Source organism: Plectonema cf. radiosum LEGE 06105 (assembly GCF_015207665.1).
Lineage (GTDB): Bacteria > Cyanobacteriota > Cyanobacteriia > Cyanobacteriales > Nostocaceae > Rivularia > Rivularia radiosa_A.
Genome location: NZ_JADEWL010000155.1, coordinates 1 through 14,737, shown reverse-complemented (window position 1 = coordinate 14,737; position 14,737 = coordinate 1). Strand labels below are relative to the sequence as shown.

General features: G+C 37.7%; 9 protein-coding genes. 7 read left to right on the top strand and 2 right to left on the bottom strand.

What is annotated here, in order from left to right:
• From IQ247_RS27385 to IQ247_RS27360, 6 genes are all read left to right on the top strand, one after another.
• Nucleotides 1-705 (top strand): O-antigen ligase family protein (locus IQ247_RS27385; RefSeq protein ID WP_193924804.1); only part of this gene is annotated, 705 nt, incomplete at its 5' end.
• A gap of 388 nt (nucleotides 706-1,093) precedes the next feature.
• The gene (locus IQ247_RS27380; protein ID WP_193924803.1) at nucleotides 1,094-1,624 is read left to right on the top strand and encodes a putative outer membrane beta-barrel protein; all 531 of its coding nucleotides are present in this window, start codon (nucleotides 1,094-1,096) and stop codon (nucleotides 1,622-1,624) included.
• Nucleotides 1,625-2,242: 618 nt separating this feature from the next.
• A complete protein-coding gene (gene sir, locus IQ247_RS27375) occupies nucleotides 2,243-4,267 on the top strand; it encodes a sulfite reductase, ferredoxin dependent (protein WP_193924802.1) in 2,025 nt (674 codons plus the stop codon).
• A 676-nt stretch (nucleotides 4,268-4,943) separates the two neighbouring features.
• Nucleotides 4,944-6,731 carry a variant leucine-rich repeat-containing protein gene (locus IQ247_RS27370; RefSeq protein ID WP_193924801.1) on the top strand — a complete coding sequence of 596 codons (1,788 nt, stop codon included), beginning with the start codon at nucleotides 4,944-4,946 and terminating at the stop codon, nucleotides 6,729-6,731.
• A gap of 128 nt (nucleotides 6,732-6,859) precedes the next feature.
• A complete protein-coding gene (locus IQ247_RS27365) occupies nucleotides 6,860-7,861 on the top strand; it encodes an ATP-binding protein (RefSeq protein ID WP_193924800.1) in 1,002 nt (333 codons plus the stop codon).
• Between the two features lie 425 nt (nucleotides 7,862-8,286).
• Complete coding sequence (locus IQ247_RS27360) at nucleotides 8,287-9,504, top strand: vWA domain-containing protein (RefSeq protein ID WP_193924799.1); 1,218 nt, start codon at nucleotides 8,287-8,289, stop codon at nucleotides 9,502-9,504.
• A 304-nt stretch (nucleotides 9,505-9,808) separates the two neighbouring features.
• Here the strand turns inward: IQ247_RS27360 and IQ247_RS27355 are convergent, their stop codons facing one another.
• Together IQ247_RS27355 and IQ247_RS27350 are read right to left on the bottom strand one after the other, a co-directional pair.
• A complete protein-coding gene (locus tag IQ247_RS27355; RefSeq protein WP_193924798.1) occupies nucleotides 9,809-10,735 on the bottom strand; it encodes a type II restriction endonuclease in 927 nt (308 codons plus the stop codon).
• A 256-nt stretch (nucleotides 10,736-10,991) separates the two neighbouring features.
• Complete coding sequence (locus tag IQ247_RS27350; RefSeq protein WP_228060088.1) at nucleotides 10,992-11,933, bottom strand: DNA adenine methylase; 942 nt, start codon at nucleotides 11,931-11,933, stop codon at nucleotides 10,992-10,994.
• Nucleotides 11,934-12,441: 508 nt separating this feature from the next.
• On the opposite strand from IQ247_RS27350, the gene IQ247_RS27345 reads away from it, so the two are divergent.
• Nucleotides 12,442-14,706 carry a hypothetical protein gene (locus tag IQ247_RS27345; protein WP_193924796.1) on the top strand — a complete coding sequence of 755 codons (2,265 nt, stop codon included), beginning with the start codon at nucleotides 12,442-12,444 and terminating at the stop codon, nucleotides 14,704-14,706.
• Nucleotides 14,707-14,737 lie beyond the last annotated feature (31 nt).

The following is a 14,737-nucleotide window of genomic DNA, read 5'->3' as shown; positions in this document are numbered from 1 at the left end:
GGGGATGGGGAGATCGAATTTTCTTCCCATCCTTTCATTTTGCTGACCTTTGCGGTAATTATAAACTTCGCGGGGTTAATTTTAACTAACTCTCGTAATGCATGGGTAATTGCTTTAGTGGCTTGTCTGGCTTATGCTATTTACCAAAAATGGCGATCGCTTGTAGCTATCTTTGTGACAATTGCGACTAGCATAACTTTGGCTGCTTTTGCTCCTCCAACTATTGCACAGTTATTTCGTAAAATCGTTCCGGCTTTTTTTTGGGCGCGTTTCAACGACCAATTACACGCGGATAGACCAGTTGCTTTAATGCGTACAACTCAATGGAATTTTGCCTGGTCTTTAACTATGCAGCGTCCTTGGACTGGTTGGGGTTTACGTAATTTCTCTGATATTTATCAAGCAAAAATGAACTTGTGGTTGGGTCATCCTCATAATTTATTTTTAATGCTATCTGCTGAAACTGGACTGCCCGCAACACTGTTTTTTTACGGTTTGTTGGGTTGGGTATTTATCAAAGGAGTGCGATCGCTGCAAATTATCTTTTTTGAAGATAAGTTAATATTTTTCAGCTATTTGTTAGTGTTTGCAGCCTGGATACTTTTCAACACGGTGGATGTGACGCTGTTTGATTTTCGCTTAAATACGTTTTCTTGGTTAATGTTGAGTGCTGTAGCCCGAATTAAGCATGAGAAATCTTTCTAGGGAAATTTTGCTGATTATTTATATTTTTATTAACTCAATCCGATTAAGTTGTAAATAATCAGAAGGCATTTTATCTGTAAGATAACTTAGTTAATTCAAATTTTGTTATTCGATATTTTTGATTAAATTGTTTAATGTGTGACAGATTCTAAAGAGTCCACTAAAATATTTTTATTTCTTTTTTATTTAATTTAGGAAACATTTTTTTTGATTTATAAGTCATCCTACAACTATTATTTTAAATTGAATAAAACGATAAAGATATAGTTATCAGTATTTCCAAGGTTTGAGGTAAAAAATAAACAAATTATCAAAAAGATTTGGAACCTTTTAAGTTGTTTTTCGACAATGAATGTAAAAGCAACTTCTACAATATTTGGTGAAAATTATGAAACGCTTTATTAAGTCTTGCGTCACAATTTCAGCATTATCTTCTTTATTAATTGCCCCTGTTGTTTTGTCTGCTGGTGAGGCTTCTGCACAGCCTAAAGGCTTTAACGGAAACTACGTTGGTGGTGGTCTTAGCGGTCAGGTAACTAACGGTGGTCAGCAAAACGATGCTGCTAATCTCGGTGGTAATATCCAAGGTCGTGTGAAAATTAAAAATACCCCAATTTCCGCACGTACTAAGGTTTTGTGGAACAATGATGCAACTGCTATCAACCCGGAAATTTCCGCCGATTTAGGTATTAATAAGAGTACTAATCTATATGGTGCTGTCGGTTATTCTTTTATCGAACAAGATGCTAAATCATCTCCTTTAGGTAACAAAGATTCTGTTACCGCAAGTATTGGTGTAGAATCTCAAGTTAAGAAAGGGATTGTTGTTTACAGTAATGCTACTGTATCCCTTGATGGCTTTGATAATAGCAAAGCTCTACCTGTTAACGTCGGTGGTGGTGTTGGTTTTAATTTCTAATAGTAATTACTACCTGATTACCATTAATTTAACGTGAATTTGCTCCGGACTCCTCGAACACCGTTTAGTGGGAATATGCTTTAAAACTTCTATTTTTAAGGTGATTCGTCGGGTTTGGTTCATGGCTATCTCGTTTTACTAATAGTTAAGCCAAAAACCCGACTTCTTCAAAGTTTGAGAAGTCGGGTTTTGATCATGGTGATCTCGTTTTACAAATAGTTAAGTCAAAAACCCGACGAATTAAACAGGACTAATACTACTAACGATATATTCCCTATTCCCTATTCCCTATTCCCTATTCCCTATTCTTTTGTTAAGTGTTGCTTCAATGGTAAATCAGGCTTTTTGCCGTGATAAAATTAAATAGTTCCCCTTAATTCCGACCGGAATACCAGGAATGTACTTAGCCGAAGGGATGCATCTTGATCAGTGACCACCGATCAGTGATATGAATAATCGACGTAAAATACCCCCGGACGCTTGTTAGATCGACTTGATAGTAGAGGTAAAGGTGGTATTTTCGTCAGTGTCATTGAAACAGCAATTGGTAATTAAAACACTGTAAAAATTGTACCTCGGCAATACAAAATGCCCTATTGAGAACACAATACCACTGTAATGGTTAAGTCTGCTCCTCCCGAAACCACAATCCGTAAGCTATCCAAACTTGAAGGAATCAAAGAACGCAGCAATTTTTTACGCGAACCTGTAGCAACTGAGATTCTCGAAGATACTACTCACTTTAGCGAAGAAGCCATACAAATTCTCAAGTTTCACGGTTCTTATCAACAAGATAACCGTGATAATCGCGTTAGAGGACAAGAAAAAGATTATCAAATGATGCTGCGAACTAGGAATCCTGGAGGTTTTATTCCACCGCAGCTGTATTTAACTTTAGATAAACTTTCCGATGATTATGGAAACCACACGATGCGGATAACTACTCGTCAAGGTTTTCAACTTCATGGAATTTTAAAGAAAAATCTCAAATCGACAATTGCCGCTATTGTTAAAAACATGGGTTCCACTTTGGGTGCTTGTGGAGATTTGAACCGCAATGTCATGGCACCTGCTGCTCCTTTTAAAAATAAACCAGAATATCAATACGCTGTCGAATACGCCGATAAAATTGCTGATTTACTTACACCACAAACTGGTGCTTATTATGAAATTTGGCTTGATGGTGAAAAAGCCATAACCGCCCAAGAAAGTCCGGAAATAAAAGCTGCTCGTCAACGTAATGGTACGGGAACTGTTTTTCATGATAACCCCGAACCGATTTACGGTAGCCACTATATGCCGCGCAAGTTTAAAATTAGCGTCACGGTACCTGGGGATAATAGTATTGACCTTTATACTCAGGATTTATCGTTGGTAGTAATTACCGACGAAAATTCCCAATTAAAAGGATTCAACGTTTTTGCTGGTGGTGGTTTGGGAAGAACTCACAACAAAGAAGAAACCTTTGCTAGGAAAGCTGATGAGATTTGTTATGTCTCAAAATCAGACGTTTATGATTTAGTTAAAGCGATTGTCGCTACTCAGAGAGATTATGGCGATCGCGCTCAAAGACGACACGCTCGTTTAAAATATTTAATCAACGATTGGGGTGTGGAAAAATTCCGTTCCCAGGTTGAGGAATATTTTGGTAAGGCTGTAGAACCTTTCAAGCCTTTACCGGAATTTAAATATTACGATTATCTCGGTTGGAACGAACAAGGTGATGGCAAACTATTTTTAGGTATTTCTATCGAAAATGGTAGAGTCAAAGACGAAGGTTCTTTTCAACTCAAAACCGCACTCCGCAAAATTGTCAAGCAATTCAATTTAGATATTCGTCTTACCGCTAACCATAATTTAATATTCCTCGACATCGCACCCGAAAATAAACCAGCTATTGAAGAAATTCTCCAAAACCACGGTATCAATAGCGACCCAGAGAAAATTGAACCATTGGTACGCTATGCAATGGCTTGTCCCGCACTTCCTACCTGCGGATTGGCGATCGCCGAATCGGAACGAGTAATTCCCGGCATTTTAGACCGGATTCGCACGCTTTTGGATCAAGTAGGTTTACAAAATGAGCATTTTGTGGTAAGGATGACTGGTTGTCCTAACGGCTGCGCTCGTCCCTATATGGCAGAATTAGGTTTTGTTGGTAGCGCTCCCGATGCATATCAACTGTGGTTGGGAGGTTCACCAAATCAAACTCGTTTAGCGTTACCCTACATGGAAAGGCTGCACGTTGATGAATTGGAAACGCAGTTAGAACCAATGTTCGTTTACTTTAAAGAGTATCGCGAAGATCAAGAAAGTTTTGGTGACTTTTGTCATAGAGTTGGCTTTGACGCAATTCGCAAATATGCTGCCAAGTACGAAGTAAAAACAATTGCTACTGGAATATCAGACGATCGCGATGGTTTGGTTGAAGCAATGGCAGATTCGACTACGGCACCGATTACAGAAGAAAGCAATGGTCAGGTAGTTGCGATTAATAATACTACGATTGCGAAGAAATTAAGGCATCGAGTTAGTGTTAGAGATGATGTTTACGATAAGCTCAAGCAAGCCTCTGAAAGTCAAGGTAAAACGATGACGGATTTGGTAAATGAAGCTTTGAAGGCTTATTTAGAAATCGAGTAAAGGTTTGTAGTAGTTATTGGAAATATGATAATTAGGAGACGTTGCAATACGCTGCGTCTCTATATTTTTTGTTTAACGTGAACTCAACATAATCACAGAAATCGAGTTTTTACAAACAATATCGCTAACATCAGAAAATAGTAATAAAAACCCGACTTCTTACCCCACGAAAAATTGAGGTTTTACAGTTTCTTTCATCGAATTGAGGCTCCTTTATTACCACTGCTGGCGAAGAGTGTCTTTAACAAAGGTGGGCTAGATTTGTCGCGTCTTGATTCCGTTACTGGGTACGTGAGGTGATTCGTCGGGTTTTGATGGGAATTTTTCGGTGTTACAGATAGTTATTCTAAAAACCCGACTTCTACTTTTATACTTAATAAAACTAGTAATTATAAATACATTGTATTTTTAAGCCCTAATCGAGAGTTTGGGCTACGGAAGTTTAGTTAAAATTTGATTTATGTAGAACATAAGTAATCATGACAGTATTCTTGAATAAGTTATTATTACTAGGTATTTTGACAATTTTAGGTTTGAGAAAGTGACGCAGATAACTGTTGAAAAAAAGTTGTCAAGGTAATTTACTACTAAGCGCAAAAATGTAGCATCTTTACTAGAAATTACTAGATAAAGCGGAATAAAATAATACATCTACGCAAGAGGTAGGTTAGCGCTAATGTACCCAACCCCAGAACAACTGGCCGCTGACGAAGCTACTCCACCCGATAAACTCAGGGTTCTTGCTTATGAAAGTATAGAACTAGGAAGAGTGGTGGCAGCAAATCCCAGTGCTGAACCGGATTTATTGCGGGAGTTAGCATCGAGCGAAGATAAGGCTACCCGCGAAAATGTCACAAAAAATCCCAATTCACCGACTGATGTACTGCTGAAATTGGCGGGAGATTTTCCGTCTTCATTTTTCTCTAATCCGGTGTTATCCCTGTTGATGCTGGAAAATCCCAATTTAGCAACAGATATATCATATTGGTCTTTATTAAAGCTTTTAAAAGAGGAGCAAGCCCCAGAATGGTTTTTAGCTTGTGCTGCAATGCATTCCAATTCTTTGGTATTGGAAGCTGTAGCAAAACATAAACAAGCTTCAGAACACATTTTAGAACAGTTAGCGATTAAAAGTAGGTATGACCCGGAATTGGGTTTATGTATTGCACAACGCAAAGATATAACTCAAGGGGTTTTGGAAAAGTTAGCAGAATATGGTGCAAGTTCCGTTCGTTTGTATCTTGCTACTTATCCGAAAATTCCTGTGAGAGTTTTGCAAATTTTAGTCGATAATCCAGAACCAAATTGGAATTTAAGAGTAGCTATTGAAACAAGTATTGCCAAAAATCCCAATACACCCCTAAGTGTTCTAGAAAAATTGATTAAGGTACCATTAACCAAAGTCAAAAGTGCGATCGCCAAACGTTCAGATTTAACCAAGCATTTGATAATCGAATTGGCAATGGATTATCGGGTGCATACGATGAATTTTCTGCCCCAGAATCCTCACATCCCTAGTAGTTGGTTAGAGGAAATGGCAGAACATCCCAATGAAAGGGTGCGGCAGATGGTAGCAAGGCATCCCAAGACACCAGCATATTTGCTAGTACAGGCAGCAAAGGATTTGCAACTGCGCCAGTTTGTTGCAGAAAACCCCAGTACTCCTCCAGAAATTCTTGAAGAATTAGCAATGGATAGTCGGGGAGATATCCAGGCAGCTGTTGCCAGGAATGGCAGTACTCCAGGTTATGTATTAGAAATATTGGGTGGTACACCATTTCACGACTTGTTATTAGCACGTCATCCCAATACACCAGAATCAACCTTACAAAAAGTGCTTTGGCGTTTGGCATTAGACGAACGTTTATCAGTTCGCAAATATGTAGCACAGCACGACCATGCACCAATGTCAATCTTGGTTCAATGGGCCAAACATTCACCAGAACTTCGTCCGTGGATAGCCTTAAACGTTCGCACACCATCCCAGGTTTTAGAGGAACTTGCCAAAGATACATCTAAAGATGTGCGTTATGGTGTGGCAAAAAATATGAATACTCCTCCCCAGGTTTTAGAAAAACTGGCTGAAGATTGGCGATTAGAAGTTCGTCAAGCTGTAGCTAGTAATCCTAAAACACCCGGAAATGTTTTGGAGATATTAATTAAGGATTGGCATTTGCGTTCATTTATTGCTCAAAACCCTAGTACTCCCGCTACAGCATTAGAACAACTGACACAATTTTTTAGATACGACTGGCATATAGTACAGCATCCCAACACCCCACCCAAACTGCGCCAGAAATTACTAGAAGAATTTTCTACCAGCGTTGTGGAAACCGAAAGGTTATTTGTCGCAAGACATTCAGAAACGCCCATAGAAATTTTAGAACATCTAGCCCAAGACGAAGACCCCGTTGTTGCCAAATCCGCAAAGCGTTCTTTAAGAAAACGTCAGGGACAAGGTTAAAGGTTAGAGGTCAAAGGTTAGAGGTCAAAGGTTAAAGGTTAGAGGTCAAAGGTCATAACTCCTAACTCCTAACTCCTAACTTCTAACTTCTAAATATTCCCAATCCAAAATCTAAAATCCAAAATTCTATGACTCCCAACGAACTCAAATTATTTTTAGACCAGCTTATTCGTAATAATATTCAAATCAGCACAATGATTTGGGGGCCTCCCGGTATTGGTAAATCTAGTATTGTTAGTCAGCTAACACGAGAAAGCGGGATTGAATTTGTAGATGTTCGTTTGTCTCAGTTAGCACCTACTGATTTACGGGGTTTGCCGGTTGCTGAAGATGGTATTTCTAAGTGGTTTCCCCCGGAATTTCTACCTCGTCAGGGTAAAGGTGTATTGTTTCTCGATGAGTTAAATATGGCTCCTCCGGCAATGCAGGGAGTCGCACAACAGTTGATTTTAGACCGCTGTGTAGGCTCCTACGTAGTGCCAGATGGTTGGTTTGTATGGGCAGCAGGGAACCGTAAAGAAGACCGCGCCGCTGTATTCGATATGCCTTCACCTTTAGCAAATAGATTTTTACACGTAGAAGTACAACCGGATTTTGAAAGTTTCAAAGCCTATGCTTTAGAAAAAGGTGTACACGAGCAAATAATTGCTTTTCTTTCCTTCCGCACTACTTTATTACACAAAATTGACCCCCAACAACCAGCTTGGGCTTCTCCTCGCTCTTGGGTAATGGCAAGTGCGTTACATTGTGCCGGATTAAATATTAATCCAGCTGTAGGAACCGCTGCCGCTACTGAGTTTGCTTCATACATTTCCATGTACGACAATCTACCGAACCTAATCGCAATTTTGGAAGGAAAAGGCGAAACCATTCAATTTCCTAAAGAACCCAGCATCAGATATGCAACGGTAGTTGGATTGACAGTACGTGCTGAAAATGCTGTTCAAGCACTTAATGCTTTCAACTGGTTAAACCAAGTTGCAGCAAATGAATGGGTAAGACTTTTCGCCGTAGACTTATCACGAGTCATGGAAAGTAAAGGTAAGCGGGGAGTTTTAGCTAATTTACTCAGCAAAAATCCCGAATTTAAGAAATTATTGCAAGATTATCTAGATTCGCAGAAACCGTAGAAAGGTTAGAGGTTAGAGGTTAAAGGTTAGAGGTTAAAGGTTAGAGGTTAAAGGTTAGAGGTTAAAGGTTAAAGGTTAAAATTCCTAACTCTTAACTCCTAACTCCTAGCTCTTAGAGGATGTTTTGAAAGTCTAATTTAATACTTTACCTGGCGACTAGAAGTCGCGGCTACAAAAACAAAACCCGCCGTGGCAGCGGGTTCTAAATTAACTAGTCCACGCAGGTGGACTTTGTTTCTGTAGTAGCGGTTTAAACCGCCGGATACTTTTAAGACATCCTCCCAATTCCTAACTCCTAACTCCTAACTCCTAACTTGTTACTTCTTGCTTCTTGCTTCTTACTTCTTGCTTCTTACTTCTTACTCCCAACTCCTAACTCCCAACTGTCAACTGTCAACTGTCAACTGTCAACTGTAAACTGTAAAATGACTGAAGATATTCAAAAAAGTATTAGCGCGTCTTTATTGCGTTTGCAAACAAAATCGCCGTTTTTTGCAACATTAGCAATGTTTGCTCGTTTTATTCCTACGGAAAAATTACCGACAGCGGCTACTGATGGTAAAGATATTTTCTATAATGTGGAATTTTTATTGTCTTTACCTACTAAACAACTTGATGGGGTGTTGCTACACGAAGTTTTACACGCAGCGTTGCTTCATGTACCACGTCGGGGTGTTCGGGATGCTCAATTATGGAATATTGCGGCTGATATCGTTATTAACGGTATGATTGCTACTCATGGGTTTGAATTACCTAAAGGAACTTTAAGAGATGTTAAATTAGAACATTTAAGCGTTGAGGAAGTTTATGAAATTTTGCTTCAAGATGCTGATAATGCACCACAATTAACTAATCCCGATTTACTCGATAGTCCACCGGAAGATGCTGGTGGTTCTCAACAACAAGGTAATAATCAAGAAAGTCAAGAAGCCCCAGAGCAGGAAGGTAAAGGAGAAAGTTCCTCAACTTCTCAAGCTGGTGATAGTATGTCCCAAGCAAAAAAAGCGGCAATGGAAGCCCATTGGCAAAATGCGATGCAGCAAGCTGCAACTGTCGCTCGTACTGCAAATCAAGGTAATCTTGGGGGAGGAATTGAACGAGAATTAGAAACTTTAAATTCCGCTCAAATTGATTGGCGTTCTTACCTTTGGCGATATTTAGTACAAACCCCTACTGACTTTTCTGGATTTGACCGCCGTTTTATCGGACGTAGGTTGTATCTGGAAAGCTTGCAAGGTGAATCGATTCGCGTTTATTTAGCTTTGGATACTAGCGGCTCGATTGATACAAAATTATTGGGATTATTTTTCTCCGAAGTGCAGGGTATTTTGAGTTCTTACCCCCATATAAAATGCGAGTTTTACTATGTTGATGCCGAAGTTTACGGCCCTTATGAACTCAACGGTGATTCTATGCCACCAAAACCCCAAGGTGGTGGTGGTACATCTTTTGTTCCTTTCTTCGATCAAGTTGCTCGAACATGGGATGGACAACAACAAGCTGTATGTGTTTATTTAACTGATGGTTACGGTACTTTCCCTGATATCATGCCGGAATTACCCGTGTTATGGGTAGTTACTCCCGGTGGTTTAGCCTTGGATGAATTTCCTTTTGGGGAAGCGGTACGATTACTATCAGTTTAGATAATTGATTGCGATCGCAACGAGCTTGCACTACGTGATCGCGAATCTAAAAACAGGGTGTATTGCTACGTTTTTCAGAATTTTGGCTGGATAAGGATTGCACAATTTTTTGCCACGGGTGTGTAGTTTAGAATAAATTTGAACGTAGCAATCAGACTTGTAGCGTCACGCACCAACCAGTGACTGTGACATTCACCCCTGAAGGGGGTGCGGTTGATCACGGACATTCCTGTATTTGAGAAAATAATAATCATAGAACAAGGCTTTAATTAACTTTAACCTCTAACCTCTAACCTTTAACCTGTTACAAATTCTCTGTAATTAATTCTTCAAGTAAACCACTAAGAACCATCTTTAAATTCAAAGTACAATCAATATGTCTAAAAGTCTCTTCTAAAGGGCGTAAGGTACTTTTCCAGCCTAAGCCATCTGTTACCCAAATAAATTTATGTCCTTGTGGGGATATAAAATCAAATAAACTTTTATATTCTCCTGCGGTTGCTTTTAATTTGGAACCACTTACACCATAAAAATTTGTTTCTATTAAGTAGAGATGATAATGATTTTTAACCGCAAAATCAAAACGACGACTCGATTTATCTACTTGAATATCAATATTCCATTGTTTTTTAATCTTGTCAGATGTCGCTTGGGGAATAAATAGAAAATTAGTTTTATCACAGATTATGGTAATTAAATTTTCAACAATAGTTTCCATTGTTGTTCCACCACGATTTTTTCTACCGTTTGTGTCTAAACCAACTTCAATACCCAAAACGTAATCGGGAATACTTTTAAGAGTTCTATTTTGAAATAATTCTAATAACCCCATATTTTTGGCAAATTCAACAATATCATCTATATCCCCTGGAAATAAAATACTTTGATTTTTAAAATTAAAAGATTTATAAGTAAAATTATTATTTGTGTAATCCGTTAGTATCTGAAAATTAAAAGTACGACAAGCAATTAAAATCGGTATAGTGTTGACAATTTGCGGCATTTGTTGTAAAAGATAACGAAATTCATTTTCTATATCTTCCTTACCAATTAAATAATTTAATGCGTTCAAATAAATTTCTACTTGTTTAAATTTATTCAGCACTTTTGTCCAATCAACAAAATAATCCCATCCAGTGATGGAATTTGTTAATGTATCTTGAAAATATTGAAAAACTTCTGATTCATCAGCACAGTTGAAATATTTTGGAAATAAATAATTAAATTTCATGATAGATGTGTTTCCATCTAAGAGGATGTTTTGCAAGTCTAATTTAATACTTTACCTGGCGACTATAAGTCGCACGGCAGTCGGCGTTGCCTTGGCTACACGAACAAAACCCGCCTTACTGCGGGTTCTAAATTACTAGCCCACCTTACGGTGGACTTTGTTTATGTAGTAGAGCCAGTGCGTTGCGGAGGCTCCCTCCGTTGTAGCAACTGGCGTGCGGTTTAAACCGCCGGATACTTTTAAAACATCCATCTAATTAATAATTCATAATCAACAGTTCATTGATAGGATTGCGTTTTGCTGAATTACTATTTATGGAGCGGGATGCTTTGACTCTTTCTATTCGATAACCATTATAAAGCTGTTCAAAAAAATCATCCTCTATATTATAATTTTTTGGGTCAGAGTTACTCAGTAGCAGAAATGCACCTTTTTGATCTAGTTTTTGAAAATAATTGTGTAATCTTAATTGTTCGGAATCATCAAAAATTTGATGCGAATAAGCAGTAAAATTAGATGTGTTACTAATCGGTCTATAAGGTGGATCAAAATATACTAAAGTATTTTCATCAATAAATATTTCGCATTTACTAAAGTCTCCTTGCACAATTTCTGTTCTTTGCAGAATTTTATTAACTGTTTTTAAAGTCTGTTGATTACATATCGATGGTTTTTTGTATTTTCCTACAGGAACGTTAAATTCTCCTTTGGAATTAACTCTAAATAAGCCGTTAAAACAAGTTTTATTTAAAAATATCATTTGCGCTGTTCTCTCTATCCAATCTGAATTATAATCAATTAAATTTATCTGGTTTCTTTGCTGATTAAAATTATTTCTTACTTGATAAAAATATTCAGCCCTTTGATTATTATTTAATGATATATATTTATTCTCAATATCTAATAATATTTTAATTAAATCGTTTATATCACATTGAATAGTTTTGTATGCCAAGACTAAATCAACATTGATATCGGAGATAAATAACTCTTTTACCGGATAATTATATGCTATCCAAAAAAATAACGCTCCACCTCCTATAAATGGTTCCACATATTTGTTTATTGAACCGTTATGCAATCCCAAAGGCAAAAATTTACTTATTTGTTTGATTAACTGTGTTTTTCCACCAGCCCATTTCAAGAAAGGCTTTGGCGCTACCCCATAATCAAACATATTTGAAACAGTGGAAATCATTAATTATACCTGTACAAATATGACAAATTTATTGTAGTTCATTAGTACCATATTTTTGCTTAAAGAGATACAAATTCAACTTGTTTTTTCGATAAAGCTGGTGAAAGGGTTATTCATTATACACGTCGCTGTGATTTTTGTGATTAAATTTCGGTAATATTGGTTGAATCTGTAATTACGGATGTCAAAATTTAAGTATGGATATTTAGCATTAGTTTGTAAAGCTATAGCCATTTTTACTATTAATTTAGTTGGTATCGCTACTGAAAGCAAATTGAATAAAAGAGAAGATTTAGATAACTATTAGTGATTAATGTGTTGTTTAGATTACTTTTATTAACTTTTTATTAGTAAATTATAAAAGCAAAATTTAGTATTGACTAATAACGTAAACTTAAGAAAAAATTGACTAATATCTAATTTCAATAAGTCTACATTCAACTCTGTAGAATTAACTAACTAATTAACTAATTAACTAACTAACTAACTAACTAATTAATTATTCGCTATGGCTAATCGTTCTCCAGAACCGAATTTATCTAAACTTCGGCAAGAAGCAGCGAGCGAGAAAACTTCACCACTACGATTACAAGAGCTAGCTGAAATTGATATCGAATTAGCACGAATTGTAGCGATAAATGCCAATACGGCTCCCGATTTCTTGTTTGATTTAAGTCGTAGTTCGGATGATATGATTCGAGAAAATGTAGCTAGTAATCCTAATACACCAACAGAAATTTTATTTAAATTAGCAGCGGAATTTCCCCAGCAGTTGTTAGAAAATCCGGTGTTTTCTTTATTATTATTAGAAAATCCGAATTTCATCCTGGAAATTCCCCTGATTAGTTTACAAGCTTTGTTAAAGCTCGATTGCATATCACCTCAGTTTTTGGAATTAGCAACCAGTCATCATGATGTAGAAGTGTTATTAGCGATCGCCATGAATCCCAAAACACCGCAAACAGCTTTACTGTCATTAACTGAGGTAGAAAATACAGAAGTAGCTGAAGCTGCACAGTTACACATAACTTTAGCGGGAGAAATGCAGCAGGGATGGGATGAAGCTGCAATCATGGCAATGCAAAGTACCAATTTACCACGGGAACGTCAATCTTCGATTTATTTATGGTCGATTGGTGCTATACCGGAATATTTATTAAAAACTTTGGATGCTGAGGTACGTTTATATATTGCTGAAGATTTCAACACTGATGAGCAGATTTTAGCAAAATTAGCGACGGATAGTTATAGTAAAGTACGGGCAATGGTTGCTCAAAATCCCCATACTCCCATAAATATTGTCGAACAGTTAATGGGAGATATTAGCGATACAGTAAGGGAAGCTGTCGCTTATCATCCCCACACACCCCTGAGTTTACACCAACAGTTTCAAATCCAATTAGAACTAACCGAAAATCCGCTGATTTCTGAAGAAATTCTCAGACAACTTTCCACCAGTCAATGGATGCGGATTCGTTTGGCTATTGCCGCTCACTCTAGCACTCCTGGGGATGTGTTATTTGAGTTAGCCAAAGATCAAGATGTCATGGTACGTAAAGCTGTAGCGCTGAATCTTAATTCCACCGTCGCAGCATTAGAAAAATTGGCAACAGATAACGATGATTGGATAAGTAAAATTGTCGCAGTTCATCCGAATAATCCGGCACAAATTCCTCTTAATCAACAAAAAAATACAATATACGATTATATAAATACGGCACGCGCTCAAGGTATCCCAATTATGCCAGTATACGCTGTTTACGACCCCAATTTATTAACAGCGATGGCAGATAGTACTAATTACGATACTCGTCAAAGAGTTGCACAACACCCCAATACTCCCATTCATGTTTTAGAAAAACTCGTTGAAAAAGAAAACAATTCGATTCTGGAAACTGCACTTACTAACCTTTCCCGCAATTCCAAAACTCCCGACAGCACTTTACAATGTTTAGCACAAACTTCCGATTTAAAAATTTGTGCTGCTGTAGCACGTCATCGTCACGCTTCTAGCACAACACTCGCAGAATTAGCAAAGCATCATCGTTGGGAAGTTCGTACTATAGTCGCCAAAAATCTCAAAACTCCCCTCAAAACCCTCGTACAATTGATTCAAGATAAACATCGAACAGTTAGAGAAGCAGCGATAAATAATCCTTATGCTCCTGCAAGCGTCTTGGAACTGCTTGAAACTCTTAAAAATCCAAATTTATCTCCAGATATTCTTAATACCCTTTCTAACAGTCAATGGGTAATCATTCGTCAAGGAGTTGCACGTCATCCCAAAACTGATAAACATCTGCTCAAACAACTTGCAGAAGATAACATTAGTATGGTGCGTCTGGGTGTAGCTGAAAATCCCAATACTCCCAGTAGTTTACTCGAATTATTAGCACTAGATAATTGCGATACAATTGCGATCGCGGTTGCTTCTCATCCGAATACATCTTTAAATATTCTCGAACAATTAGCCATTTTAGGAAAAGCAGATAATCAAATTAAACAAGCAGCAATCAAAGCTTTAATAAATCGTTTTCCCCAAAGAATCAGTCAAGTGTTAGCAGATTGTGTCACCTCCACAACTCCCACATTCACCCGCTTACTAGTTTTTCTACATCCCTCAACACCAAGGGAAATATTAGCAGAGAATATTCATTCCTCATCTTGGTTAGAAAGATACGCCATCGCCAAAAATCCCCACACTCCCGATAATATTCGCGCTGCTTTAACTGGCGATGCTAATCGAATTGTTCGTGCAGCCGCAAAGAGGTGATGGGGGGATGGGGAGATGGCTGTCTCTTATA